24 protein-coding genes are annotated in these 25132 nt (G+C 69.3%); 11 read left to right on the forward strand and 13 right to left on the reverse strand.

What is annotated here, in order from left to right:
* Window positions 1–999, forward strand: coding sequence for a hypothetical protein (locus tag ATL45_RS03135; protein ID WP_093157433.1), 999 nt, complete (start codon window positions 1–3; stop codon window positions 997–999).
* Between the two features lie 185 nt (window positions 1000–1184).
* Here the strand turns inward: ATL45_RS03135 and ATL45_RS39250 are convergent, their stop codons facing one another.
* Together ATL45_RS39250 and ATL45_RS03145 are read right to left on the reverse strand one after the other, a co-directional pair.
* Window positions 1185–1766, reverse strand: coding sequence for a hypothetical protein (locus ATL45_RS39250; RefSeq protein ID WP_177242054.1), 582 nt, complete (start codon window positions 1764–1766; stop codon window positions 1185–1187).
* A gap of 186 nt (window positions 1767–1952) precedes the next feature.
* The gene (locus ATL45_RS03145; RefSeq protein ID WP_211841169.1) at window positions 1953–2567 is read right to left on the reverse strand and encodes a TetR/AcrR family transcriptional regulator; all 615 of its coding nucleotides are present in this window, start codon (window positions 2565–2567) and stop codon (window positions 1953–1955) included.
* 92 nt (window positions 2568–2659) lie between these two features.
* Between ATL45_RS03145 and ATL45_RS03150 the strand changes: the two genes are divergently transcribed.
* Entirely contained in the window at window positions 2660–3613 is a 954-nt protein-coding gene (locus ATL45_RS03150) for an oxidoreductase (protein WP_093157431.1), read from the forward strand.
* 55 nt (window positions 3614–3668) lie between these two features.
* On the opposite strand, the gene ATL45_RS03155 is transcribed toward ATL45_RS03150, so the two are convergent.
* Window positions 3669–4661: a GlxA family transcriptional regulator gene (locus ATL45_RS03155; RefSeq protein ID WP_093157430.1), complete on the reverse strand. Its 993-nt coding sequence runs from the start codon at window positions 4659–4661 to the stop codon at window positions 3669–3671.
* A gap of 52 nt (window positions 4662–4713) precedes the next feature.
* Between ATL45_RS03155 and ATL45_RS03160 the strand changes: the two genes are divergently transcribed.
* Both ATL45_RS03160 and ATL45_RS03165 read left to right on the forward strand, forming a co-directional pair.
* Window positions 4714–5127, forward strand: a complete 414-nt coding sequence (locus ATL45_RS03160) for a cupin domain-containing protein (RefSeq protein WP_093157428.1) — start codon at window positions 4714–4716, stop codon at window positions 5125–5127.
* Window positions 5128–5405: 278 nt separating this feature from the next.
* Window positions 5406–6215, forward strand: coding sequence for a nuclear transport factor 2 family protein (locus ATL45_RS03165; RefSeq protein ID WP_093157427.1), 810 nt, complete (start codon window positions 5406–5408; stop codon window positions 6213–6215).
* Window positions 6216–6412: 197 nt separating this feature from the next.
* Here the strand turns inward: ATL45_RS03165 and ATL45_RS03170 are convergent, their stop codons facing one another.
* The 3 genes from ATL45_RS03170 to ATL45_RS39485 all read right to left on the reverse strand — a co-directional run bounded on the left by ATL45_RS03170 (window position 6413) and on the right by ATL45_RS39485 (window position 10589).
* Window positions 6413–9235 carry a vitamin B12-dependent ribonucleotide reductase gene (locus ATL45_RS03170; protein WP_093157425.1) on the reverse strand — a complete coding sequence of 941 codons (2823 nt, stop codon included), beginning with the start codon at window positions 9233–9235 and terminating at the stop codon, window positions 6413–6415.
* Between the two features lie 163 nt (window positions 9236–9398).
* The gene (gene nrdR, locus ATL45_RS03175) at window positions 9399–9881 is read right to left on the reverse strand and encodes a transcriptional regulator NrdR (protein WP_093157570.1); all 483 of its coding nucleotides are present in this window, start codon (window positions 9879–9881) and stop codon (window positions 9399–9401) included.
* 267 nt (window positions 9882–10148) lie between these two features.
* Window positions 10149–10589, reverse strand: coding sequence for a LysM peptidoglycan-binding domain-containing protein (locus tag ATL45_RS39485; protein ID WP_246025138.1), 441 nt, complete (start codon window positions 10587–10589; stop codon window positions 10149–10151).
* A 213-nt stretch (window positions 10590–10802) separates the two neighbouring features.
* Between ATL45_RS39485 and lexA the strand changes: the two genes are divergently transcribed.
* Entirely contained in the window at window positions 10803–11519 is a 717-nt protein-coding gene (lexA, locus tag ATL45_RS03185; protein WP_093157424.1) for a transcriptional repressor LexA, read from the forward strand.
* 72 nt (window positions 11520–11591) lie between these two features.
* Here the strand turns inward: lexA and ATL45_RS03190 are convergent, their stop codons facing one another.
* From ATL45_RS03190 to ATL45_RS03210, 5 genes are all read right to left on the reverse strand, one after another.
* Window positions 11592–12617, reverse strand: a complete 1026-nt coding sequence (locus ATL45_RS03190) for an NHL repeat-containing protein (RefSeq protein WP_246025139.1) — start codon at window positions 12615–12617, stop codon at window positions 11592–11594.
* On the reverse strand, window positions 12614–14080 hold the full coding sequence (gene hflX, locus ATL45_RS03195; RefSeq protein ID WP_093157422.1) for a GTPase HflX: 1467 nt from the start codon (window positions 14078–14080) through the stop codon (window positions 12614–12616). The genes ATL45_RS03190 and hflX overlap by 4 nt, the downstream gene beginning before the upstream one ends.
* A gap of 91 nt (window positions 14081–14171) precedes the next feature.
* Window positions 14172–15014: a diaminopimelate epimerase gene (gene dapF / locus ATL45_RS03200; protein WP_093157420.1), complete on the reverse strand. Its 843-nt coding sequence runs from the start codon at window positions 15012–15014 to the stop codon at window positions 14172–14174.
* 10 nt (window positions 15015–15024) lie between these two features.
* Complete coding sequence (miaA, locus tag ATL45_RS03205; RefSeq protein ID WP_093157419.1) at window positions 15025–15936, reverse strand: tRNA (adenosine(37)-N6)-dimethylallyltransferase MiaA; 912 nt, start codon at window positions 15934–15936, stop codon at window positions 15025–15027.
* Window positions 15937–16093: 157 nt separating this feature from the next.
* On the reverse strand, window positions 16094–16624 hold the full coding sequence (locus ATL45_RS03210; protein ID WP_246025140.1) for a class III extradiol ring-cleavage dioxygenase family protein: 531 nt from the start codon (window positions 16622–16624) through the stop codon (window positions 16094–16096).
* A gap of 494 nt (window positions 16625–17118) precedes the next feature.
* Here ATL45_RS03210 and ATL45_RS03215 point away from each other — a divergent pair, with 494 nt between their 5' ends.
* On the forward strand, window positions 17119–18444 hold the full coding sequence (locus tag ATL45_RS03215) for a DUF349 domain-containing protein (protein ID WP_093157416.1): 1326 nt from the start codon (window positions 17119–17121) through the stop codon (window positions 18442–18444).
* 58 nt (window positions 18445–18502) lie between these two features.
* On the opposite strand, the gene ATL45_RS03220 is transcribed toward ATL45_RS03215, so the two are convergent.
* Window positions 18503–18961: an Rv2732c family membrane protein gene (locus tag ATL45_RS03220; protein WP_246025781.1), complete on the reverse strand. Its 459-nt coding sequence runs from the start codon at window positions 18959–18961 to the stop codon at window positions 18503–18505.
* A gap of 5 nt (window positions 18962–18966) precedes the next feature.
* The gene (miaB, locus tag ATL45_RS03225; RefSeq protein ID WP_170210149.1) at window positions 18967–20442 is read right to left on the reverse strand and encodes a tRNA (N6-isopentenyl adenosine(37)-C2)-methylthiotransferase MiaB; all 1476 of its coding nucleotides are present in this window, start codon (window positions 20440–20442) and stop codon (window positions 18967–18969) included.
* Window positions 20443–20684: 242 nt separating this feature from the next.
* Here miaB and ATL45_RS03230 point away from each other — a divergent pair, with 242 nt between their 5' ends.
* The 5 genes from ATL45_RS03230 (at window position 20685) to ATL45_RS03250 (ending at window position 25094) form a co-directional block, all read left to right on the forward strand.
* Window positions 20685–21413 carry an amino acid ABC transporter ATP-binding protein gene (locus ATL45_RS03230; protein WP_177242064.1) on the forward strand — a complete coding sequence of 243 codons (729 nt, stop codon included), beginning with the start codon at window positions 20685–20687 and terminating at the stop codon, window positions 21411–21413.
* A 28-nt stretch (window positions 21414–21441) separates the two neighbouring features.
* Complete coding sequence (locus tag ATL45_RS03235; protein ID WP_093157410.1) at window positions 21442–22344, forward strand: glutamate ABC transporter substrate-binding protein; 903 nt, start codon at window positions 21442–21444, stop codon at window positions 22342–22344.
* Between the two features lie 63 nt (window positions 22345–22407).
* Window positions 22408–23058 (forward strand): amino acid ABC transporter permease, encoded by a 651-nt coding sequence (locus ATL45_RS03240; RefSeq protein ID WP_093157409.1) that lies wholly within the window; start codon window positions 22408–22410, stop codon window positions 23056–23058.
* Window positions 23055–23918, forward strand: coding sequence for an amino acid ABC transporter permease (locus ATL45_RS03245; protein ID WP_093157407.1), 864 nt, complete (start codon window positions 23055–23057; stop codon window positions 23916–23918). The genes ATL45_RS03240 and ATL45_RS03245 overlap by 4 nt, the downstream gene beginning before the upstream one ends.
* 189 nt (window positions 23919–24107) lie before the next feature.
* Complete coding sequence (locus ATL45_RS03250; protein ID WP_093157406.1) at window positions 24108–25094, forward strand: Abi family protein; 987 nt, start codon at window positions 24108–24110, stop codon at window positions 25092–25094.
* Window positions 25095–25132 lie beyond the last annotated feature (38 nt).

The raw sequence follows: 25132 nt of genomic DNA on the forward strand, positions 1-25132 counted from the left end.
GTGACGAGGACCACACCGCCACGGCCGCTCGACGTCACCTCGGCGTTCCCCGAGCTGCGTCCGCTGGCCCGGCGGGCGGTGCGCCTGCACCCCCGCCGCGGCCTGCCGACGCGCTTCGAGAGCTCGGTCGGAGGTCCGCTGCTCTGGCCCCGGAACGAGGACTGGCCGGTCTGCACCGCAGCGCACGACGGGTGGGAGAAACCCGTATCGCTGGAGGACCTCCGCAGGCGGCGTGCCCTGCTGGAACAGGCCTGGCTCCGCCCGCGACCGCCCGGCCAGAACCTGCTGTCCACCGAGGAAGCAGTTCTCCTGGCGGCGCTGGAGAAAGGCCACGCCCGGCACGCCGGCCCGAACGCGCTGCTTCCCGTCGCCCAGCTCTACCTGCGCGACGTCCCGGGATTGACCGGCCCCGCGGGGGCCGACGTGCTCCAGGTCCTGTGGTGCCCGCTCGATCACGTCGAAACGTCGATGCCCGCCGTCCACCTCGTGTGGCGGACTGCCGCGGACGTAGTCGATCCGCTCGACGTGCTTCCCGAGCCCGCCGATGTGGATCGTGACGGCAGCTACGTCCCGGAGCCCTGCGCCGTGCACCCGGAGATCGTCACCGAATACCCGAGTCCGCTTGAACTCCCGGCAGAACTGGCGAACCGGCTTCACGAGTGGAGCAGCACGGCGAACTGCCACTACCAGTACGAGTTGTCCGTCGCTCCCGGCTGGAAGGTCGGCGGATGGGCACCGTGGAGCTTCTGCGATCCCTGGCCCATGCACTGCGCTGACTGCGGCGCGGAACTCCAGCCGCTGCTGACCATCAGTTCCGGTGAGTGGGATGGTGGCAACGGAAGCTGGATCCCTCTCGAAGACCGGACACCGCACCCTGAGCCGGTGGGACTCCGCGAGCCGTCCAATCCGCCGATGGTGCTGATCGGCCGCGGCTACAACATGCAGATCTACCGCTGCCCGAAGTCCCCCGACCACTCGGTCCTGGAGAACATGCAGTAGCGGTCGGGTGATCCGCCGGCACCATCACCCCGGCCAGCGCCTGCAGCTCGACCTCGTGCCGAGCTCTCCCGTCTCGGGGCAACGGACAGGGCTGGGCCTGGTCGGTCACCGAACCGATGCGGCACCCGTATCTGCGGCATCGCCCGGCCCTCGCCCGAAAACCGCGCTCCGCAAGCGAACCCGGCCTACGCGGGCAGTTCGACCACCTTGGCCGCTACCCAGAAGAAGACCTTCGGATCGCCCAGGCCGGACTCCGTGAGCCAGTCGGCAGCCAACCGGGCCTGCTCCTCGTCCTGAATCAGACCCCAGCGCCCAGGCCGGACGCCGGTAGCGTGGCCGACATCGCGGACGAGGCCGCCGAGGCAGGTCCAGGTGTGCCAGATCCCGCTGTCGTACCCGACGAGTTCGAATCCGAGCACCCGGCCCCCGGGAGCCGGCTCCTGCCGGACCAGCCGCTCCGGCAGGCTGCCCGCCGCGCGCTCCCAGCCACCGGCCGTGATGTCGGTCAGCAGTTCCGGGAGGTCCGGCACCGCGAAACCCACCCCGAGCACGTGCAGGTCGGCCCGCACTTCCCGAGCACGTCCCCGCCTGGCCGATTCCACGTCCTCGAACCAGTCGTCCCAGCCGTCCGGGTCGACGTCGAGCAGGTCCGCCACGCAGCTGCTCATCGACACCAGCTCGGTGTCCGGCAGGCTGACGTCCTGCCAGTCCTGCCGGACATCCCGTGATGCGACGCGGTATCCGGCCAGCGCGTAGTCGATGACCATGGAACCAGTTTCCCATGCAGGACAAGCGAATAACGCGCTCGCCTGCCACGAAGAGGGTTTCAGTCCGATGTGGAACGCGGATCTTCCGGGACATGACCCGCACTCAGCGGAGGTTCGCGGCTCGCGGAAGACAGCGCGACCAGCGACATCCGAGCTGTTCAACCGCAGGGGACCACGCTGGAGTGATCACTTCTTTCGCAGCACACCAGCGCGTGCGGCGGCGAGCGCGAGAGCTGCCGCGTGGTCGGCGGTTGCCTCGTCGACCGGCTCTGCGCTGATCAAGAGCCGGAAGTAGATCGGTGCGACGAGAGCCCTGAGCACCTCCTCGGGATCTGTGTCGGCGGGCAGGTCGCCGCGCTCGATCGCCCGCGTGATCACCGGTTCCGCGCGCCGGAAACGGTCGTCGAACACGCGCGTCCTGGCGTCGGCGATCTCCGGCAAGCGCACAGCGTCGGAGAACATCGCCGCGAGGATCGCCTGACCGCTGGGGCTCGTCATCGTGCCCACGAGCGAGCGCGCGAGTTCGCGGAGATCGGTGTCGACGGCACCGGTATCGGGTACTGGGATGTCGGCGGCGACGTGCTCGGCCAGTGCGTCCACGACGAGGCTCTCCCGGTCTGCCCATCGGCGGTAGACGGTCGTCTTGTGCACCCCTGCCCGCTGCGCGACGTTGTCCACCGTGAGCGCGGCGTAGCCCTTTTCGATCAGCTCGGCGAGCGTTGCGGCGTGGACGACGGCGCGCACCTTCGGGCCGCGGCCAACCGCTCGGACTCGGTGGCCGCGCTGGGATTCAGAGGTCATTGCAACTCCGTGTTGCGTTAGCTTCCTGCTCCGTGCCACGATCAGATTATCGCAACTTTTAGTTGCATTATCGAAGGCGAGGAGATCGAGACGTGACGCGACGCAGCCCCTCCCGGACGTGGTCCTTCCACAGCATCCCGGATCAGTCCGGACGCTTGGCCGTGGTCACGGGAGCGAACAGCGGTATCGGCTACGTGACCGCGCGCGAGCTCGCCCGACGCGGCGCGCACGTCGTGCTCGGGTGCCGCAACCCCGTTCGCGGCCAAGCCGCGCTCGAACGCTTGCGAACCGAACTTCCGGATGCGCGGATCGAACTGCACCAGGTCGACCTCGCCAGCTTGCGGTCGGTGGCCGAGTTCGCCGAATCCTTCGAGCACCGCAGAATCGACCTGCTGATCAACAACGCCGGTGTCGCCATGGTCCCGTTCGCCCGCACCGCGGACGGCTTCGAATCGCAGTTCGGCATCAACCACCTCGGCACGTTCGCCCTCACCAGCCAGCTGCTCCCCCGACTGCTCACCGCACCCGCACCACGGGTGGTGACCGTCAGCAGCGAAGGTCAGCGCTTCGCGCGCTTCGACCTGACCAACCTCAACGCCGAACGCGGATATCAGGCCGCGTTCGCCTACGTGCAGTCCAAACGCGCAAACCTCTACTTCGCCCGAGAACTGCACCGCCGCGCAGCGAGGACGTTCCCGCACCTGCGCAGCATCGCCGTCGCCCCTGGGCTCACCCGCAGCAACGTGCTCACCGGAGGCTCCAACGCCGAACGCGGCGCGCTCTACCGAACCGTCATGCCGCTGCTCGTCCGGGCAGCTTTCCAGCCCACTGCTGGAGGTGCGAGAACTTCGCTGTACGCCGCGACCGGGAACGTGCCCGGCGGCAGCTACATCGCCCCGTCCGGATTCCTGGAACTGCGCGGCGGCCCCGCTGTCCACGACCGGCATCGAGCCCTGCACGATGCCGAAACCGCTTGCCGCCTCTGGCAGATGTCGGAGGAGCTGACCGGAGTTCGTTACCCGGTCGGTAGTCGCACTCGCGAATAGCCTCGTTCGCTCAAGGGGTGCGCTGTTCCCAGCAACCGCCGCCGCACCGGATCTTCTAGCCGACGTGTTGGCCGAACCGCTTCCGGTACTGGGATGGGGCGAGTCCCGTCGCACGACGCATCAAGGCGCGCAGGTTCGCGACGGTGCCCAGCCCGCTGCACCGCGCGACGATCTCGAAGCGGGATTCACCCTGCTCGATCAGCCGACATGCCAAGGCAAGCCGTTCTCCTGTCAGCCACGCCAGTGGTGTGGTTCCCAGCTGAGCCCGGAAGCGGCGGTGCAGTGTCGCCGGGCTGACGGAGGCGCGCGCCGCCAGGTCGGACACGGTCAGCGGTGCGTCCAGCCGCTCTTGGGCCCATGCCAGCAGGGGCGCGAGGGACTCGTCCGGGATGTTCGGCACCGGGCGCTCGATGAACTGCCGTTGCCCGCCGTCACGGTGCGCGGCGAAGACCAGCCTTCGGCTGACGGAATTGGCGATCTCCGCTCCGTGGTCCCGGCGGACGATGTGCAGCCCGAGGTCGAGGGCAGCGGCGCTCCCCGCGGCGGTGAGGATGTCACCGTCGTCCACGAACAGGACACCTTCTTCGAACCGGACGGCGGGGAACCGGGATCGAAAGGAGTCTGCCCACTGCCAGTGTGCGGTGGCCCGGCGCCCGTCGAGGATCCCTGCTTCGGCGAGAGTGAAGGCACCGCTGCAGAAGCCGACCAGTCGTGCTCCGCGCGCGTGCGCCCGCCGGATGGCGTCGAGCACGGCTGGGCGACGGGGAACATCGATGTCTGGGCGGTTGGGGACGATCAGGGTGTCCGCCGAGTCCACCGCTTCCAGGTCGGCGACACCGGTGAGCGTGAAGAAGCCGTCGCGCATCAGCGTTCGCGGTTCGGGGGAGCAGAGGCGGAAGTCGTACAGATCTCGGCCGATCTCAGGCCTGCGCAGACCGAAGACCTCGGTCGCGCAGCCGAGCTCGAAGGGATTCGAATTCTCGTCCACGATCACGACGACGCGCTCCGGGCCCGTCGTAGCGGCCATGCGCGAGGAATCTTGCGGCATGTGCGATTTCTAGCACTCCCGCCGATCATGCTCGACCAGCGAGGATTCAGTCATGAACAACCAGCCCGTCGCCCTCAACGAGGCTCTGGCCTCGTTCGACGCACTGTGGAGTCCCCGCATCGTCACGCAGGTCAACGACTACGACGTGCGCATCGCGAAAGTGGAGGGCGAGCACCTCTGGCACGCCCACGACGACACCGACGAGTTCTTCCTCGTGATCGACGGGGAACTGCACATCTCCTTGCGCGAGCCGACGGGAGAGCGCACGGTCCAGCTCCCCAAGGGCGCGGTCTTCGCGGTTCCGCGGGGCACGGAGCACAAACCCTCCGCTCCCAGCGGCGCTGCAATCCTCATGTTCGAGCCCAGCGGGACCTCGACGGTGGGCGACCGCCACGACGAGATCCCCGATCACGTCGACGCGACGACAGGGCACGCATTCGAATGGCCGCCGCGCAGCAACAGCTGAGCTGAACGCAACAGCCGCGTTGCCACAACTGCGAAGTGGGGCGCCGGCGCGATCGCCGACACCCCGCTCACACAGCTAGCTCACCTTCGACCAGAGCCCGCTGCGCGATAGACGGTGCGCTCGGAGACACCGAGGTGGGGCGGCCAGATCGCGTGCGGTCGTCCGTTCCCTACTCTGCAGCAGCAGGAGAATCGACATCAGACAGCTCGCGCGCACGCCCGAGTTCTCCCAAGACCACTGACACTCGATGTCAGTGAACCGGCTCTAGCGTCCCGGATATGGACATCGATGTTGACGAATTCGTCGGACGCTACGTCGCCGTGTGGAACGAGCCCGATCCCGATCGGCGCCACTCGGCCGTTGCCGAACTGTGGGCGGAGGACTGCGTGGAGTTCACGGACGCTGGCGAGTACCGAGGGCGCTCCGCCCTGCAGGCGCGAGTCACCGAGGTCCACAAGCAGGTCGTCGAGCAGGGCGGGTTTGTCTTCCGAGCCGCAGGCGACGCCGTCGGACACCATGACGCGATCCGCTTCACCACGTACATGGCGCCCACCCGCGGTGGCGAGATCGCCTGGACCGGGTTCGTCTTCGTTCGGCTGGACGAAGACGGGCTGATCCTGCAGGACTATCAGTTCGGTGACGCACCGACCGCAGGTGTGGCCAAGGGGAACCCGCCAGGAACCAAGGCGGTCGTGGAGGAATTCTTGCGCCGAAGCGGACTGGGAAACCCCGAGCACATCGCGGAGCTGTACGCGCCGAAGGTCGACTGGCGAGTCAACTGGCCGGTCGTGAACCACCCGACCGTGCCCTGGATCCGGCCTCGGTCGAGCCGCGCCGACGTCGCCGACCACTTCCACACGTTCAGCGAGCACTGTCTACCAGCCGAGAGCCACGTGTCGATCGACCACATCGTGGTCGACGGGGTCGACGCCGTACTGATCGGCACGAGCTCGCAGGTGGTCAAGTCGACCGGCAAGCGTTTCGTCATGACGTTCGCGCTGAATCTCGCCGTTGAGGGAGGTCTGATCACCCGGCACCACATGTACGAGGACAGCCTCGCAGTCGCCGAGGCGTTCAACCTGTCCTGATCGGGCAAACCGGCACGCCCGGTCCAGAGCTCGGTTACTCGCCCCACGGGGCAGCAGGTGAAACATCAGTCCCACCGGCTGTGCGCGTGTTGTAGCGGATGCAACACGATGTCTCAGCAAGGCCTGCCGGTGGGGCACCGCCGAGATCGACAGCACCCCACCTGAGCAGCTATTTCACATTCCGCCAGTGCTCATCTTCAGCTGCAGCCGGAGGTGGAGCCGCAGCCCTCGCAGAGGTAGCACGAGCCCGACGGGCGCATCTTCGTCCCGCAGGTCATGCACAGCGGGGCGTCCGCCGCCTTGCCCAGGCGGAGCTCCAGCAGCTCGGTCGAGCTGCCCGCGCGCGGCGCGTCCTCGGACTTCTCCGCCTTCGAGTAGTCCACAGTGGAGCGCAGCGTGTCCAGGTGGACCTCGCTCGGCTGCTCGGCCGGGGCCACCTCGGTACCGTTGACCTGCGCCTCCCGCTCATCGACGGTGAAGATGCCCAGCTGGGCGCGCTTCTCGTAGGGCAGGTAGTCCAGCGCCAGGCGGCGGAACAGGTAGTCCAGCACGCTGCTGGCCATCCGGACGTCCGGGTCATCGGTCATCCCGGCCGGCTCGAACCGCAGGTTCTGGAACTTGGAGACGTAGAACTCCAGCGGGATGCCGTACTGCAGACCCACCGAGATCGACATCGAGAAGGCGTCCATGACGCCGGCCAGCGTCGAACCCTGCTTGCCGAGCTTGACGAAGATCTCGCCCAAGCCGTCGTCCGGGTACGAACCGGCGTGCAGGTAGCCCTCGGCACCGCCCACGGTGAACGAGACCGTCTGGCTCGGCCGCTTCTTCGGAAGCCGCTTGCGGACCGGGCGGTACTCGATCTGCTTCTCGACCTCCTTCTCCTTCTCGGCCTTGCCGCCCTTGCCCGCGGACAGCGGCTGACCCACCTTGCAGTTGTCGCGGTAGATCGCCAGCGCCTTCAGGCCCAGCTTCCAGCCCTCGAAGTAGAGCTGCTCGACCTCTTCGACGGTCGCCGCCTCCGGCATGTTCACCGTCTTGGAGATGGCACCCGAGATGAACGGCTGCACCGCGGCCATCATCCGCACGTGGCCCATCGGGGCGATCGAACGCTCGCCCATCGCGCAGTCGAAGACCTCGTAGTGCTCCGGGCGCAGCCCCGGAGCGTCGACCACGTGGCCGTGCTCGGCGATGTACTCGACGACCGCCTCGATCTGCTCGTCCTGGTAGCCCAGCGCCTGCAGCGCCCGCGGCACCGTCTGGTTGACGATCTGCATGGAGCCGCCGCCGACCAGCTTCTTGAACTTGACCAGCGCCAGGTCCGGCTCGATGCCGGTGGTGTCGCAGTCCATCATCAGGCCGATGGTCCCGGTCGGGGCCAGCACCGACGCCTGCGCGTTGCGCCAGCCGTTGCGGGCACCGATCTCCAGGCCGTCCTGCCACACCTTCGTCGCCAGCTTGTGCACGGTGGCGTCGTTGCGGTGGTAGGTGCGGACCAGGTCGTTGGCCGCCGCGTGCTTGCGCATCACGCGCTGGTGCGCCTCGGCGTTGCGGGCGTAGCCCTCGTACGGGCCGACCACACCGGCCAGCTCGGCCGACCGCTTGTAGGCGGTACCGGTCATCAGCGAGGTGATCGCCGCCGCCAGGGCCCGGCCGCCGTCCGAGTCGTAGGCGTGACCGGTGGCCATCAGCAGCGCACCCAGGTTCGCGTAGCCGATGCCCAGCTGGCGGAACTTGCGGGTGGTGATGCCGATGGACTCGGTCGGGAAGTCCGCGAAGGAGATCGAGATGTCCATCGCGGTGATGACGAACTCGACGGCCTTCTCGAACAGCTCCGCGTCGAAGGTCAGGTCGTCGCGCAGGAACTTCATCAGGTTCAGCGAGGCCAGGTTGCAGCTGGAGTTGTCCAGGTGCATGTACTCCGAGCACGGGTTGGACGCGGTGATCCGACCGGTCTCCGGCGAGGTGTGCCAGTCGTTGATCGTGTCGTCGTACTGGATGCCCGGGTCGGCGCACTCCCAGGCGGCGTGCGCCATCTTGCGGAACAGGTCGCGGGCCTGGACCGACTCCAGCACCTCACCGGTCATGCGGGCGCGCAGCCCGAACTTGCCGTCGCTCTCCACCGCACGCATGAACTCGTCGGAGACGCGCACCGAGTTGTTCGCGTTCTGGTACTGCACCGAGTTGGAGTCGGCACCGCCGAGGTCCATGTCGAAACCGGCGTCGCGCAGCGCGCGGATCTTGTGCTCCTCGCGCGCCTTGGTCTCGATGAACTCCTCGATGTCCGGGTGGTCGACGTCCAGCACGACCATCTTCGCCGCACGGCGGGTCGCGCCACCGGACTTGATGGTGCCCGCCGAGGCGTCCGCACCGCGCATGAACGAAACCGGACCGGAGGCGGTGCCGCCCGAGGACAGCAGCTCGCGCGAGGAGCGGATGCGGGACAGGTTCAGCCCGGCGCCGGAACCGCCCTTGAAGATCAGGCCCTCTTCCTTGTACCAGTCGAGGATCGACTCCATCGTGTCGTCGACGGACAGGATGAAGCATGCCGAGACCTGCTGGCGCGAGCTAGTCCCGACGTTGAACCACACCGGCGAGTTGAAGCTGAACACCTGGTGCATCAGCATCCAGGTCAGCTCGTGCTCGAAGATCTCCGCGTCCGCGTCGGTGGCGAAGTAGCCGTGCTCGACGCCGGCGGCGACGTAGGTCTTGACGACCCGGTCGATGAGCTGCCGGAGGCTGCTCTCCCGCTCGTCGGTGCCCACCGCACCGCGGAAGTACTTGCTGGTGACGATGTTGACCGCGTTCAGCGACCAGAAGTCGGGGAACTCGACGCCGCGCTGCTCGAAGTTGACCGACCCGTCCCGCCAGTTGGTCATCACCACATCACGGCGCTCCCACTTGACCTCGTCGTACGGGTGCACCCCCTCGGTGGTGTAGACGCGCTGCACCCGGATGCCCTCGCGAGCACCTGCTTCCGGCTCCCCCGCTGCGCCGGCCGGGCTACCGACGGTCTCTGTCATGACCTGACCCTCTTCCTTGTCACTCGCTCGTCGTGCTTCGTCGGCCCCGTCCGGGCTCCCCGTCCGGTTCGGTCGTGGCTGTCCTTCCAGCTGCTCCCCCGCTCGGGGCGCCGGCTGGCGTCTTGCGTTTCCGGCGCTGCGGCGAACCGCACGCCGACGGGCCTTACTCACGGTCGCTCTCCGCACCGGCCCGCGCGGCTTCGCGCGCCGCGCGCAGGTCGGCGATCTCCTTCTCGAAGTCCTCCACCGAGGAGTACGCCCGGTACACGCTGGCGAAGCGCAGGTAGGCGACCTCGTCCAGCTCGCGCAGCGGTCCGAGGATCGCCAGGCCGACCTCGTGGCTGGGCAGTTCGGCCACGCCGAGGGACCGGACGGTCTCCTCCACCTGGTGCGCCAGCTGCTGCAGCGCGTCCTCCTCGACCGGACGGCCCTGGCACGCGCGGCGCACGCCGCGCACCACCTTCTCCCGGCTGAAGGGCTCGGTGACGCCGGAGCGCTTGACCACCGACAGCACCAGCTCCTCGATGGTCGTGAAGCGCCGACCGCACGTCGAGCACGATCGCCTGCGCCGGATCGCCTGGCCTTCCTCGACCTCGCGCGAGTCGACGACCCTGGAGTCCTCCCCGCGACAGAATGGGCACCGCACCGGCACTCACCCCCTTCCCCAGTTCGCCGCCACCCGCTCCGCGGCAGTCGACGACCACTCACGCTCCGTGGGTGCGCGAACACCTTACAAGCCCAACCTGTGGACTAAATACACGGACGTAACTACTAGATGTTGTGGTCGACTCTAAACCGCGCCCCATCGCGGCGCAAACCCGGGAGGGGCTTCGGAACGGTGTGCCCGACCCCCCGCGGAAACCCCCAGGTCGCCGAGCCCGGGGTGATCCGGACCGCCCCGCCGGACGACGGGTCAGCCGGGCACCGGGACCAGCAGCAGGCGCCCCGTCGGGACGGACGCGGCGTCGAGACCGTTGAGCTCCGCGATCCGGGTCACTACCTCTCGCGGGTCGCTGTTCGGCGCCACCCGGTCGGCGATTCCCCACAGAGTGTCACCCGGTCGCACCTCAACCAGCGCCGTACCGCCGGTCATCGGCGCGTCGCGGACGCCGAACAACCCCACCAGCATGACAATGAGGAAAGTGAAGATCGCCACCGAGGTCAGCCAAAGCCATTCGCCACTCCGGCGTGCTCGGACGCGGGCAGCCGCGGGCTGCGCCGCACCCTCGCCGACCAGCCGTTTCTCGCCGTCGCGAGGCCGGACCACCTCGGCCGGATCATCCACCCGCCGCCGGGCGGCCGACCGCCGCTCGGCCTGGCGCGTCCGCCCCGCCGCATCGATGAACGTGGTCATGCCGCCTCCCGCACCGCGAACCATGATCGAATAGATGTTCGATCGAACCTGCGTGCGATTGTGTACCAGGAGTGCGCCGTAACGCGATACCCGGGGCGAAAATTAACTCGAACAGGTGTTTGATCTCCGCGTTTTGCGCGTCTACTGTGGAAACCGGGCGGACCGAACGGCCCCCGTGATCAGCACCGCAGTTCAGACGGACAGGAGGCAGCGGTGGCGAGCAATGCGACCGGCTCGATCAAGGGCCGGGTACACGACGTCAAGGATTCCCAGGCCGACGTGCACACCCTGCCCGAACAGGCCCGCGGGACCGAGGAACTCAGCGATCGGCAGCTCCGGGTGCTGGAGGCCATCCGCAAGTGGATGCGCGAGCACGGCTATCCGCCGAGCGTCCGCGAGATCGGGGACGCCGTCGGGCTCACCTCGACCTCCTCGGTCGCCTACCAGCTCCGCGTGCTGGAGCGGAAGGGCTACCTGCGCCGGGACCCGCACCGGCCGCGCACCGTGGGCGTGCTGGTCGGCGGCGAACCGGAGCTGGAGGAATCCGGTCAGGTCAAGCCCGCCTACGTGCCGGTGGTGGGCCGCATCGCGGCCGGCGGACCGATCCTGGCCGAGGAGTCGATCGAGGACGTCTTCCCGCTGCCGAAGGAGATCGTCGGCGACGGGACGCTGTTCCTGCTCAAGGTCGTCGGCGATTCGATGGTGGACCTGGCCATCACCGACGGTGACTGGGTCGCGGTGCGCCAGCAGCCGGACGCCGAGAACGGCGACGTGGTGGCCGCGATGATCGACGGCGAAGCGACGGTGAAGACCTTCAAGCGCACCGACGAGCACGTCTGGCTGATGCCGCACAACACCGCCTACGAGCCGATCCTGGGCGATGACGCGGCGATCCTCGGCAAGGTGGTCGCGGTCCTGCGCCGGCTCTGACGCGGGCCGTCCGCGGCAACGGATCTTCCCGCGGCGCCGAGCAGCCCTGGTACCGGGTTCGGGGAAGCCCGGTCAGCGGTTGCGGCGCAGTCGGCCCGCGAGGAAGACGATCAGCCCGGCCAGCACGGCGGCGAACAGCAGTGCCTGGCCGGTCGACGTGCCGGTCCCGCTGGCGGGCTCGGTCCCGTCGACGGGCTTCGAGGGCTGTTCGGCGTCCTCGGCCGGTGCTGTGGTGCTTTCGGCCAGCAGTCCCGCCGCTCCCGGGATGCGGCGGACGGGTTCGTGGCCTTCGGACGCGGACAGCAGGGTGCCGTCGGGCTCCCAGGCGATCGCTTCGCCCTGCGGCTCGTTCGGCAGCGGGATGTGCAGCGGTTCCCGCTGGAGCGCGGCTGCCACGTCACCGTCCGGTGCGCTGTACAGGTAGACATCGGTGTAGGTGCGGAGCGCGATGGCCGTGCCGTCGTGGCTGACCGAACCTCCGGTCACCAGCGTCGAGCCGAAGCTCCCGGAGAGCGGGCCGCCCGGTGTCTTGGTCGCGCGCACCGTCACCGAGCCGACTCGCTCCAGCGGTACGGTCCGCTCGGCGTCCAGCGGTTCGGCGGGCCGGTAGACACCAGCCCTGCCCAGTGGTTCCTTGGTGACGATGAAGGGCACGCCCGCCCGGTCGAGCAGCAGCGCTTCCGCGTCGTGCGCGCCGTCCGGGTAGGCCAGCCGGTGCAGGGTGAGATCACCGCCCGGCGACAACACGTGCAGCGCGATCGTGTCGCGGCGGCGACGGTTGTCGCCGATGTCGGCCAGCCAGAGGGATCCGTCGCGGCCCAGCGCGAGATCTTCCACGTCGTACGGATCGTTCGACTCCGTGCGGACGTCGCGGACCGAGCAGTCGGCCGGATCCAGGACGTGGACGCGCAGCGAGCGGCCACCGTCGTTGACGGCGTACCAGGCCCGGCCATCGGAAGCCAAGCCCGAGAGCTCGTCCAGGCGTTCGTCCTGGATCCGGCACTGCTCGACCGGTTGTGGCGCGGCTGCTGGTGCCGCCGCGGCGGCACCGGGCGTCACCAGCAGCAGTGCGGCGGCAACCGCACCGACAGCGCTCACTCCTTCCCGGTGAACGGCTCCAGCGCGCTGGCCAGGTCGGGTCGGACCTTGGCCTGCAGGCGGGTGCCGTCCGCGGTGTGCTCCTCGTCGACGACCTCGCCCTCGGAGTGAACGCGCGCGACGAGCTCGCCGCGGGTGTAGGGCACCAGTGCGTCGACGAAGACGTCCGGGCGGGGCAGCCGGTCGGCGATGACCTCGCGCAGCTCGGCCACGCCCACACCGCTGTGCGCGGAGACGAAGACCGCGTCCGGCATCAGCCGGCGCAGCTCGGCGATGCGCGTCTCGTCCACCGAGTCGATCTTGTTCACCACCAGCAGTTCCGGCGGCATCCCCGACTCGTGCTCATCACCGATCTCGTTGAGCACCTCGCGCACCGCCGCGACCTGGTCGTGCGGTGCGGCCTCGGAGCCGTCCACGACGTGCACCAGCAGATCCGCGCCGCTGACCTCCTCCAGCGTGGAGCGGAACGCCTCGACCAGCTGGTGCGGCAGGTGGCGCACGAAACCGACCGTGTCGGTCAGCGTGTAGGGCCGCCCGTCCGGGGTGGTGGACCGCCGCGTGGTGGGGTCCAGGGTGGCGAACAGCGCGTCCTCCACCAGCACACCGGCGCCGGTCAACGCGTTGAGCAGGCTGGACTTGCCCGCGTTGGTGTAACCGGCGATGGCCACGCCCGGCACCTCGTTGGCCTCCCGGCGCCCGCGCTTGGTGCCGCGCACCGTGCGCATCGCGGCCAGGTCCTTGCGCAGCTTGCTGATGCGCTTGTGGATGCGCCGCCGGTCGGTCTCCAGCTTGGTCTCACCAGGACCTCGGGTGCCGACGCCGCCGTTGGCCCCGGCGCGGCCACCGGCCTGCCGGGACATCGTCTCGCCCCAACCGCGCAGGCGCGGCAGGAAGTACTGCAGCTGGGCCAGCTCCACCTGCGCCTTGCCCTCCTTGGAGCGGGCGTGCTGGGCGAAGATGTCCAGGATCAACGCGGTCCGGTCGACCACCTTGACCTTGAGCTTCTCCTCCAGCTGGCGCAGCTGGCCGGGCGAGAGCTCACCGTCGCAGATCACGGTGTCGGCACCGGTCGAGACGACGATGTCGCGGAGTTCGAGCACCTTGCCGGAGCCGATGTAGGTACCGGGATCCGGCTTGTCGCGGCGCTGGATGAGACCCTCCAGCACCTCCGAACCAGCGGTCTCGGCCAGGCGGGCCAGCTCGGTCAGCGAGGCATCGGCGTGCGCGGCATCGCCGTCGGTCCAGACGCCGACCAGCACCACCCGTTCCAGGCGGAGCTGGCGGTATTCGACCTCGGTGATGTCCGCGAGCTCGGTGGACAACCCCGCGATCCGCCGCAGCGACGCGCGCTCGGCGAGCTCCATCTCACCCGTGGACGGCTCGACGGAGGGAATGGGTTCGTATTCGTCGGCTTCGACCACGTCGTGGTCGAGCTCGGCGGATCGGGTCAAAGAATTTTTCATATCGAGGCCATTGTCCCACGGGTCGCGACCCATTTTCACGCCTCGAACTCGCGGTGACCCGTTTGCGCCCGTGCGAAGGGCACCAACGGCCCTACGCGTTCTGCCACCAGTCCGGGTCGAGGTGCCCGCGGGCGACCAGGACGGCGGGTCCGGTGAGCGTGGCGGTCGTCGGCGTGACCTCCACCTCGACGATGCCGCCTGGGACGTGCACCACTCGGCGCCCGGTGTCCGCACCGGCCGCGCGCAGCGCCGCCACCGCCGCGGCGACCGTGCCGGTCCCGCAGGAGCGGGTCTCCCCGACGCCGCGCTCGTACACGCGCATCTGCACGTGGTCGCCGTCCAGCGGGCGGACGAACTCGACGTTCGCGCCGTTCGGGAACAGGTCGGGGTCGTGCGGCGGCCGGGTCTCCAAGTCGAGGTCTTCGAGCTCGGCATCGCTCACGCAGGCCAGGTGCGGGTTGCCGACGTCGACGGCGACTCCGCTGAAGGTGCGGCCCGAAGCGCTGGTGGTGGACTCCCCGAAGATCTTCGCCGCACCCATGTCGACGGTCACCTGCCCGTCCTCGCGGATCCGGACCGGACGCACGCCCGCGCGGGTGCCCACCGGCAGCTCGCCTGCGGTGACCAGCCCGGCGTCGGCGAGGTAGCGGGCGAACACGCGCACGCCGTTGCCGCACATCTCGGCGATCGAACCGTCCGCGTTGCGGTAGTCCATGAACCACACGTCCGCCGGGACGTCGGCGGGGGCGTCCGGCAGCGCACCGGCGCGGACCACCCGCAGCACGCCGTCCGCACCGAGACCGCGGCGGCGATCGCACAGCGCCCGCACGCGTTCGTCGGTCAGTTCCAGCGCGCCGTCCGGGTCGGGCAGGATGACGAAGTCGTTCTGGGTGCCGTGACCCTTGATGAACTCGGGTCCCTGAGAAGTGCGCACGTCGTCGAGTCTACGGAGCGAGTGCGGCCCGGACGTCGGAGACCAGGGTCGGGTCGGCGGCGTCGAACCAGCGGATCCGGGTGTCGCGGCGGAACCAGGAGCGCTGCCGCCGGACGAAGCGGCGGGTGAGCTTCGCGGTCTCCGCCGCCGCGACCGCCATGTCCTCGTCGCCGTCGAGTTCGGCCAGCACCTGCTGGTAGCCGAGGGCCCGGCTGGCGGTGCGCCCCTCGCGCAGCCCGATCTCCGCCAGCCGGCGGACCTCCTCGACCAGACCGGCGTCGAACATGCGGGTCACCCGCCGGTCGACGCGCTCGTCGAGGTCTTCGACCGGGCGGTCCAGGCCCAGCAGCACCGCGCCGTAGCGCGGCGGACCGGGCTTCGGCAGGTTCGCCGAGAACGGTTTCCCGGTGATCTCGATGACCTCCAGCGCCCGCACGATGCGCCGCCCGTTGCTGGTCAGAATGGCCGCTGCGGCCGCCGGGTCCAGCTCAGCCAGCCGCTGGTGCAGCGCCGCGGGGCCGACCTGCTCCAGCTCCGCTTCGTACTTGCGCCGGACCTCCGCGTCGGTGCCGGGGAAGGTGAGGTCGTCGATCACGGCCTGCACGTAGAGGCCGGAGCCGCCGACCAGGATCGGGGTGCGGTGCCTGGCCAGGACGTCCTCCACGGCGGCGCGGGCGTTCCGCTGGTAGGCCGCCACCGATGCGGTCTCGGTGACGTGGAGGACGTCGAGCTGGTGGTGCGGGACGCCCTGGCGCTCGGCCTCGGTGAGCTTGGCGGTGCCGATGTCCATCCCCTGGTAGAGCTGCATGGCATCGGCGTTGACCACTTCGCCGCCGAGTTCCTGCGCGAGTTCCACGGCCAGGTCCGACTTGCCGGTTGCGGTGGGACCGACGATCGCCACCAGATGGGGAAGGCACTGCACTCCTCGACCCTAGTTCCTGGCCTTCGACCTGCCGGATCAGGCCGTGGTGCGGACGCCGCGGTCGTGCCGCCTCACCACCGGCTGGAGCGCCCAGCGCGACCGAGTTCCGGTCGAGAACCCCGCCTTTCACCGGGCTGGACGGTATCGGGGCCGCGCGTCAGGGCTGCCTGGTCCAGATCGCGACGTGGTAGCTGACGCCGTACGGGGTCGCCGAGTAGAGGAGTTCGCCGCGCCAGGTTCCGCCGCTGGCCGCCACCACTCCCGGCAGGACCTGGAGCGCGGCGCGGCCCTCGACGCCGAGTTCGGCGCACAGCTGCGGGTCCAGGGCCTGCAGCTGTGCGGTGTCGACCTCGGCCAGCGCCGTGCGGATCTGCTCGTCGAGCCCGCTCGCGCGCTCGTCCGGCGGGTGGGGCGAGCGCTCGTCGGAGCAGTTCGTGCCGTCCGCCAGCACGAGCAGGCCGACGGATTCCGCTGCCAGCGACTCCCCCAGCCGCCTGCTCTCCTCCGCCGGCGTGTCCGGCGCGAGCAGGTGCACCGGGGCGGATCGGGCACCGGCCTGTTCGCGCAGCAGACCGGTGATCAGGGCTGGTAGCGGGAGTTCCGGGTCCGGGGCGGCGGTTCCGCCCAGCGTCACCCGGACGTCCACGCCGAAGCCCTCGAACGTGCCCGCCGTGGCGGGCCCCAGCACGACCGGACCCGTCCGATCTACGCCAACGGCCACCCATTCGGCTGCACATTCAGTCAGACTGGACACGGCGCGCGAACAGGCGCCCCGCAAGCGCGCGGTTTCCGCATCGGCACGCACGGTCAGGGCGGGAACCAGCAACGGCGGGTACGGCACCACAGCGATACAGGCGATCACATCCGTGCACGGTAGAGGCACTGGCGAATGGCACCGAGACCGGCGGCGACGCGGGCTTGCCCACCCCTGCCCGCTGCGCCCGAACAGGTGCTTGATGACAATGAAGCCGTGCAGGTCACCGGATCGCCGCTGGTGGTTCACCGCTGCTCCGGCGCGTCGATTTCGCGGCGGAGTACCGATTCGCGCCCTGACCTGTTTGAATGCGCCAGCGGAGGCCGGACCGCCGATGGGTTCGGGTCGCCGCTTGCTGGGCCCCGTCCATTCGGGGCGCCCGTGCCTGGCACGGGCATCGGAGCGGGCACGCAAGGAGGAAGCCGGCCATGACGCACCAGGACACGACCCCCGAGCCGGTCGCTGACAAGGCGACCGAGGACTCGACCACCGGCGCCACCGGGTCAGCCGCGGTCGCGCCCGCGGTGCCGACCGCGTCCACCGATCCCACCAAGTGGGGGCGGGTGGACGCCGACGGCACGGTTTACGTCCGCACCGCCGACGGCGAGCGAGCGATCGGCTCCTGGCAAGCCGGTGACGCCGCCGAGGGATTGGCCCTCTACGCCCGCAAGTTCGACGACCTGCTCACCGAGGTCGAGCTGCTGGAGACCCGCCTGCGCACCCACGCGGGCGACCCGAAGCACACCCTGACCAACGCCAAGCACCTGCACGAATCGCTGGCCGAGGCCGCGGTCATCGGTGACCTCGCGGCGCTCAACGCCCGGATCGAGCACCTGCTGGTGCGGGCCGAGCAGGCCGTCGAAGGCGCCAAGCACGAGAAGGAGCAGGCCCGCGCGGACGCGATCGCGCGCAAGGAGGCGCTGGTCACCGAAGCCGAGCAGATCGCGGCCGAGGCCACCCACTGGAAGAGCGCCGGCGACCGGCTGCGGGAGATCCTGGAGGAGTGGAAGAAGGTCCGCGGCGTCGACCGCAAGACCGACGAGCAGCTGTGGCGGCGGTTCTCCAAGGCGCGCGACGCGTTCAGCCGCCGCCGGGGTTCGCACTTCGCCGAGCTCGACCGGCAGCGCGCGGCGGCCAAGGCCCACAAGCAGGAGCTCGTCGAGGAAGCGGAGTCGCTGACCGAGTCCACCGACTGGGGCGACACGGCGAACCGCTACAAGCAGCTGATGGCGGAGTGGAAGGCGGCCGGGCGGGCGCCCAAGGACAGCGATGACGCGCTGTGGCAGCGGTTCCGCGCCGCGCAGGACCGGTTCTTCAGCCGCCGCTCGGAGGCGTTCTCCGAGCGCGACGCCGAGTTCGCCGCGAACGCGAAGCTGAAGGAGGAGCTGCTCGTCGAGGCCGAGCAGATCGACCCGTCGACCGATCTCAAGGCCGCCCAGGCGCACCTGCACCGGATCCAGGAGCGGTGGGACGAGATCGGCAAGGTGCCGCGCGAGCGGATGCGCGATCTGGAGGGCCGGCTGCGGGCGGTGGGCGACAAGGTCCGCAACGCCGCGGACGCGCAGTGGCGCCGCAGCGACCCGGAGGCGCAGGCCAGGGTCGACCAGTTCCGCGAGCGGGTCGAGCAGTTCGAGGCGCAGGCCGAGAAGGCGCGCGCAGCGGGCGATGAGCGCCGCGCCAAGAAGGCGCAGGAGCAGGCCGACCAGTGGCGGGAGTGGCTGTCGGCCGCCGAGCAGGCGATCGCCAGCAGGTAGCGGATGCGAGAAGGGCCCCTTCGCCACGAGGCGGAGTGGCCCTTCTCGACGTTCGGCGTCAGTCCCTGGACCAGATGACCTTGATCCACTGGACGGCCAGGACGACCATGCAGACCGCCGCGATGATCAGGCCGAACGCCGGGCCGTGCTGACCGCTGGTCTGGCGGGACCAGATCGCGATCACGCCTTCGAAGGCCACCACGAGCCCGGCCATGCCCGCCACGAAGGCGAACAGCCAGCGGCGGGTGATCAGCGCCAGCGCGCCGACGCCGAGGCCGACGACGGTGGAGTTGACCGCGAACAGCCACGGCAGCAGGCCGATCTTGAGCGCCGGGTCCGCCTGACCGGTCAGCACCTCCCAGCCTGCGGCGTCACCGGCCCAGGGCAGCATCGCGGAGACGACCAGCACCAGCATCACCGGAGCGATCACCATCGCCCGGGAGCCGGGGTCGATGCGGCGCAGCCAGGCCCGCTGCTGACGCTGGTCCTCGGCCTCGCTCATCATCACTTCCTGCACTCCGCTCAACACGCACATCCCTGTTCGGCGATCGGCTGCGGGGCTGGAGCCCCGAAGGACGGCAGACCGAGCGTGACGCCCGAGGTCTTCGGCCGCACGCCCTCCTCCCAGTGGTCACCCGCCCGGGTGCGCCGGTGCGAGCTGATGTCGGTGTCGGCGACCAGGTGGTGCGGGGCGGCGCGGGTGATGGTGGTGTGCACGACGTCGCCAGGCCGGATCTCGCGGTCGACGGCGCCGGTCGGCGTGAAGTGCACCAGCCGCCCGTCGCGGGCGCGGCCGGAGAGCCGGTGGGTCTCCGCGTCCTTGCGGCCCTCGCCCTCGGCGACCAGCAGTTCCACTGGGCGTCCGACGAGGTTCTTGTTCTCCGCCCAGGAGATCTCGTTCTGCAGCTCGATCAGCCGGTCGTAGCGCTGCTGGACGACCTCCTTCGGCAGCTGGTCGGGCAGCTCGGCGGCGGGCGTGCCGGGGCGCTTGGAGTACTGGAAAGTGAACGCGCTGGAGAACCGGGCCTGCCGGACGACCTCCATCGTCGCCTCGAAGTCCTCCTCGGTCTCGCCCGGGAAGCCGACGATGATGTCGGTGGTGATGGCCGCGTCCGGCATCGCCTCGCGCACGTTGCGCAGGATGTTCAGGTACCGCTCGGAGCGGTAGGAGCGGCGCATCGCCTTGAGGATCCGGTCGGAGCCGGACTGCAGCGGCATGTGCAGCTGCGGGCACACGTTCGGCGTCGCGGCCATCGCCTCGATCACGTCGTCGGTGAAGTCGCGCGGGTGCGGCGAGGTGAAGCGGACCCGCTCCAGTCCCTCGATCTGCCCGCAGGAGCGCAGCAGCTTGCCGAACGCGAAGCGGTCGCCGAACTCGACGCCGTAGGCGTTGACGTTCTGCCCGAGCAGCGTCACCTCGAGCACGCCCTCGGAGACCAGGGCCTGCACCTCGGCGAGGATCTCGCCCGGCCGGCGGTCCTTCTCCTTGCCGCGCAGCGCGGGCACGATGCAGAACGTGCAGGTGTTGTTGCAGCCGACCGACACCGACACCCAGCCCGAGTAGGCCGACTCGCGGCGCGCCGGGAGCGTGGAGGGGAAGACGTCGAGCGCTTCGAGGATCTCGACCTCGGCCTCTTCGTTGTGCCGCGCGCGCTCCAGCAGCGTCGGCAGCGAACCGAGGTTGTGGGTGCCGAAGACGACGTCCACCCACGGGGCCCGCTTGACGATCGTGTCGCGGTCCTTCTGCGCCAGGCAGCCGCCGACCGCGATCTGCATGTTCGGGTTGCGGTCCTTGGCCGGACGCATGTGGCCGAGGGTGCCGTAGAGGCGGTTGTCCGCGTTCTCCCGCACCGCGCAGGTGTTGAACACGACCACGTCGGCGTCACCCGATCCGGCGCGCTCGTACCCGGCGTCCTCCAGCATGCCCGCGAGCCGCTCCGAATCGTGCACGTTCATCTGGCAGCCGAAGGTTCGGATCTCGTACGTCCTCGTGCTCACCGTTCCACGGTAGCGCCTGGTCAGATCGTGGATTCACCCGCCCGGCGAGCAGGTCGCGGGCAGTTCCGCTACCGAGCGTCAGTAATCACCCACGAAAAGCGACTGCGGAGCGTAACCTAGTTGCAACATGCCTTGGTCCGTTCCGTCTGGACTATCCCCCAAATGAGGCTTAAGTTTCGGCCAACGAATCCACTTTGACGCGTTCAGGAGTTCGAATGACCGCAGCTTCCACGGACACTCCGATGATCCGGATGTCCGCGGTCGACAAGTACTTCGGTTCCTTGCACGTGCTGCGGGAGATCGACCTGGAGGTCCCCCGCGGGCAGGTCGTGGTGGTGCTCGGGCCGTCCGGGTCGGGCAAGTCGACGCTGTGCCGGGCGATCAACCGGCTCGAGCCGATCAACTCGGGCAGCATCGAGATCGACGGCGTCCCGCTGCCCGCCGAGGGGCGGTCGCTGGCCGAGCTGCGCGCCGACGTCGGCATGGTGTTCCAGCAGTTCAACCTGTTCGCGCACAAGACGATCCTGGAGAACGTCACGCTGGGGCCGATCAAGGTCCGCAAGCAGAGCAAGGAGGCGGCGCGGGAGACCGCGCTGCAGCTGCTGGAGCGGGTCGGGATCGCGAACCAGGCGGACAAGTACCCGGCGCAGCTCTCCGGTGGCCAGCAGCAGCGCGTCGCGATCGCGCGGGCGCTGGCGATGAAGCCGAAGGTGATGCTGTTCGACGAGCCCACCTCGGCGCTGGACCCGGAGATGGTCAACGAGGTGCTGGACGTCATGACCGACCTCGCGGCCGAGGGGATGACCATGCTGGTCGTCACGCACGAGATGGGCTTCGCGCGCCGCGCCGCGCACCGGGTGCTCTTCATGGCCGACGGCGAGGTGGTCGAGGACGCCGCGCCGGACGCGTTCTTCGACGACCCGAAGAGCGACCGCGCCAAGGACTTCCTCGGCAAGATCCTCACCCACTGAGTGCCCACTGCGTAGAAAGGCAGAGGTAATGCGAGCCAAGAAGATGCGGTTGGTGACCGTGCTGGCCGCCTCGCTGGCGCTGGCCCTGTCCGGCTGCGGCCGAGAAGGTGGCCCCGGCGGCGGCGGCGAACCGCAGGTCCAGCAGGACGTCGCCCAGAACGTGCAGGTCGCGGGATCGCCGACGTTCGACCGGATGAAGCAGAAGGACCGCGTCGTGATCGGCGTCAAGGAGGACCAGCCGGGGCTGGGCTTCCGCGACCCGGTGACCAACCAGTACTCCGGCTTCGACATCGAGATCGCCCGGCTGATCGCCGCGCAGCTCGGCTTCGACCCAAACACCAAGATCGAGTACAAGCCGATCCCGTCGACCGCGCGCGAGCAGGCGATCTCCACCGGTGAGGTCGACTACTACGTCGGCACCTACACCATCAACGACAAGCGCAAGGAGCAGGTCGGCTTCGCCGGGCCGTACTACATGGCAGGTCAGGACCTGCTGGTGCGCTCGGACAACACCGACATCACCGGCAAGGAGTCGCTCAAGGGCAAGAAGGTCTGCTCGGCGACCGGATCGACCCCGATCCAGAAGGTCAAGAGCGAGCAGCTGACCGAGCCGCAGAACATCGTCGAGTTCCAGCGCTACTCCGAGTGCGTCCAGCAGCTGCTCGACGGCCAGATCGACGCCGTCACCACCGATGACGCGATCCTGAAGGGCTACGCGGCCCAGGACCCGGACAAGCTGAAGGTCGTCGGCAAGACGTTCTCCGAGGAGCCCTACGGCGTCGGCCTGTCCCGCGAGGACAACGCGCTGCGCGCCAAGGTCAACGACATCCTGGAGCAGGCCGCGACCAGCGGCGAGTGGAAGCGCGTCTACGACGCGACCCTCGGCAAGTCGGGCAGCACCGCTGAGCCGCCCAAGGTCGACCGCTACTGATCCGTCATCGGGTGCCCGGGGCCGTGCGCGGTCCCGGGCACCCGATTCCTCCTGGAGTACGCATTGTTCGACATCTTGGTGGAGTACGGCGACGTCCTCGCCAGGGGTTTCCTCAACACCATCAAACTCTTCCTGCTCTCCGCGGTGGGGTCGCTGGTGCTGGGCACGCTCCTGGCCACGATGCGGGTCAGCCCGATCCCGGCGCTGCGGGCGGTCGGCACCGGGTACGTGACGCTGCTGCGCAACACCCCGCTGACGCTGGTGTTCTTCTTCTTCGTCTTCGCCTACCCCAAGCTGGAGCTCGTCCAGTTCCCGTTCTTCACCGCCGCGGTGATCGCGCTGACGATCTACACCTCCGCCTTCGTCTGCGAGGTGCTGCGCGCGGGGATCAACACCGTTCCGGTCGGGCAGGCCGAGGCGGCGCGCTCCATCGGGCTGGGCTTCGGCCAGTCGCTGACCAACGTGATCCTGCCTCAGGCGTTCCGCGCCACGGTCCCGCCGCTGGTCAGCGTGCTGATCGCACTGCTGAAGAACACCACGGTCGCGGCCGGGTTCAGCGTGAACGAGGTCGGCGCGGTCATCCCGTTCCTCAACGAGCAGGGTGAGCCGACGCTGAACGCGTTCGTGTGGATCGCCGTCGGGTTCCTGATCCTGGTCATCCCGCTGACCCTGGTGCAGCGCAGCTTCGAGAAACGGTGGAGCGTGTCCCGATGAGCAGCGTCCTGTTCGACACCCCCGGTCCGCGCGCCCGCGCGCGCAACCGGCTGATCAGCATCGTCAGCGCCCTCGTGGTGCTGGGCCTGCTGGGCTACGTGGTGCTGCGCTTCTACGCCACCGGGCAGTTCGACGCCAGCAAGTGGGAGTGGCTGCTCTACGAGCAGATCCAGGTGGAGCTGCTCGGCGCGCTGTGGAACACCGTCCGCGCGTTCCTCACGGGTGCGGTGCTGGCGCTGGTCTTCGGCGCGGTGTTCGCGCTCGGCCGGCTCTCCGACCACAAGTGGATCCGGCTGCCGTCCGCGGCGGTCGTGGAGCTCTTCCGCGCGATCCCGCTGGTCGTGCTGATCTTCTTCCTGTACTACGCGGCGCCGCAGCTGGGCGTGAACTTCGGCCAGTACTGGTCGGTCGTGCTGGGCCTGACGCTGTACAACGGCTCGGTGCTGGCCGAGGTGTTCCGGGCCGGTGTGGCCGCCCTGCCGAAGGGGCAGATGGAGGCCGCCTACTCCATCGGCATGCGCAAGAACCAGGTCATGCGGACCGTGGTGCTGCCGCAGGCGGTGCGCATGATGCTGCCCGCGATCGTCAGCCAGCTGGTGGTGCTGCTCAAGGACAGCGCGCTCGGCTTCCTGATCACCTACCAGGAGCTGCTGTACTACGCGCGCTACCTCGGCGGCATCCCGACGCTGGACCGGCCGATCATCCCGGTCAGCCTGGTGGTGGCGGCGATCTACATCTCGATGTGCCTGCTGCTGACGTGGTTCGCCACCTACCTGGACCGGCGCAACCGCCGGACCAAGAAGACCAAGCAGCTGGCCCCGGCCGCCAAGCCGCTGGCGGAGACCGCCGTCGGCGACTGAGCACCGCAGCACGAGGAGGGCATCGCCGGGAACCGGCGGTGCCCTCCTTCGTCTTCACGGGCAGGTGGGCGCACGGCGATCATCGAGGCCGTAGTCCGGGCCGACCGTGCTAGGCTGTGCCTCACTACATCCCCCACGCCTCTCCACGATGCGCACTTGGGGGATTTTCTCTGCCCAGGAGGAGCGGCGATGCCCCGAGCGCAGCGGGCTCGCGGCGCCCTCCGCTACACCAAGCCGCCGCTGGCCGTCGACGAGCTCGTCGGTCGCCTCTCCGACCGCGGCTTGCAGGTTCCCGCCCCGGACAGGGCCGGCCGATACCTGCGGCACATCGGCTACTACCGGCTCTCGCCGTACACGATCCCGTTCCAGCAGGGGCGGCCCGACCACCTCTTCCGGGAGGGCACGGCGTTCGACGACGTGGTCGACCTCTACGTGTTCGACCGCGCGCTGCGGCTGCTCGTCATGGACGCCCTGGAACGGGTCGAAGTCGCCGTTCGCGCCGCGCTCACCGACCACATGTCGACGAGGTACGACGATCCGCACTGGTACGTGGACGCATCGCACTTCCGGCTCCGCGACAAGCACGCGGGGCTCCTGCGGATCGTCCGGGCCACCTGCGAGGAGCGGCTCCGCGGATCGCCGGACGCCGGGGAGGACTCGCTGGTCCACCGCTCCGCTCTCGAGCACTACCTGACGACCTACGGCTCGCCCGAGCTGCCGCCTTCCTGGCTCATGGTGGAGACCCTGACCATCGGGCAGCTGACCAGCGTGTACCGCAACCTGGGCCGGCGATCCGACAGGACCGCGGTCGCGGAGAGCATCGGCCTGACCGCGACGGTGCTGGAGTCCTGGATGCAGACCTACGTCCGCGTGCGCAACATCTGCGCGCACCACGGGCGGCTGTGGAACGTCGGCCTCGGCGTCTATCCCGCGATCCCGACGTCGTCCGCGATCTCGTGGTTGCAAGGGGAGGACGCCCTGCCGGAGCGTTCGAGGAAGCGCCTGTACCCGGTTCTCGTGTCCCTGCAGTCCGTGCTCGACTCGGTGTCGCCGCGCAGCAGCTGGGCCCGGCGGCTTCACGAACTCGTCAACGCTCGCCCAGCGATGAACCTCTCGGGGATGGGCATCCCCGAGACTTGGGCGGAGGATCCTTTCTGGAGTCGGCACATCGCGTGATGCGTGGCTCCAGCTGCCACCCGTGCCCTCCTTCGTCT

Source organism: Saccharopolyspora antimicrobica (genome assembly GCF_003635025.1).
Classification (GTDB): domain Bacteria; phylum Actinomycetota; class Actinomycetes; order Mycobacteriales; family Pseudonocardiaceae; genus Saccharopolyspora; species Saccharopolyspora antimicrobica.

What these genes read in the sequence shown, in the direction of transcription:
- ATL45_RS39250 (WP_177242054.1), bottom strand. Translation starts at nt 1,766, where the DNA reads ATGGTCATCGACTACGCGCTGGCCGGATACCGCGTCGCATCACGGGAT.
- ATL45_RS03145 (WP_211841169.1), bottom strand. Translation starts at nt 2,567, where the DNA reads ATGACCTCTGAATCCCAGCGCGGCCACCGAGTCCGAGCGGTTGGCCGC.
- ATL45_RS03155 (WP_093157430.1), bottom strand. Translation starts at nt 4,661, where the DNA reads ATGCCGCAAGATTCCTCGCGCATGGCCGCTACGACGGGCCCGGAGCGC.
- ATL45_RS03160 (WP_093157428.1), top strand. Translation starts at nt 4,714, where the DNA reads ATGAACAACCAGCCCGTCGCCCTCAACGAGGCTCTGGCCTCGTTCGAC.
- ATL45_RS03165 (WP_093157427.1), top strand. Translation starts at nt 5,406, where the DNA reads ATGGACATCGATGTTGACGAATTCGTCGGACGCTACGTCGCCGTGTGG.
- ATL45_RS03170 (WP_093157425.1), bottom strand. Translation starts at nt 9,235, where the DNA reads ATGACAGAGACCGTCGGTAGCCCGGCCGGCGCAGCGGGGGAGCCGGAA.
- ATL45_RS39485 (WP_246025138.1), bottom strand. Translation starts at nt 10,589, where the DNA reads ATGACCACGTTCATCGATGCGGCGGGGCGGACGCGCCAGGCCGAGCGG.
- hflX (WP_093157422.1), bottom strand. Translation starts at nt 14,080, where the DNA reads ATGAAAAATTCTTTGACCCGATCCGCCGAGCTCGACCACGACGTGGTC.
- ATL45_RS03215 (WP_093157416.1), top strand. Translation starts at nt 17,119, where the DNA reads ATGACGCACCAGGACACGACCCCCGAGCCGGTCGCTGACAAGGCGACC.
- ATL45_RS03230 (WP_177242064.1), top strand. Translation starts at nt 20,685, where the DNA reads ATGATCCGGATGTCCGCGGTCGACAAGTACTTCGGTTCCTTGCACGTG.
- ATL45_RS03235 (WP_093157410.1), top strand. Translation starts at nt 21,442, where the DNA reads ATGCGAGCCAAGAAGATGCGGTTGGTGACCGTGCTGGCCGCCTCGCTG.
- ATL45_RS03245 (WP_093157407.1), top strand. Translation starts at nt 23,055, where the DNA reads ATGAGCAGCGTCCTGTTCGACACCCCCGGTCCGCGCGCCCGCGCGCGC.
- ATL45_RS03250 (WP_093157406.1), top strand. Translation starts at nt 24,108, where the DNA reads ATGCCCCGAGCGCAGCGGGCTCGCGGCGCCCTCCGCTACACCAAGCCG.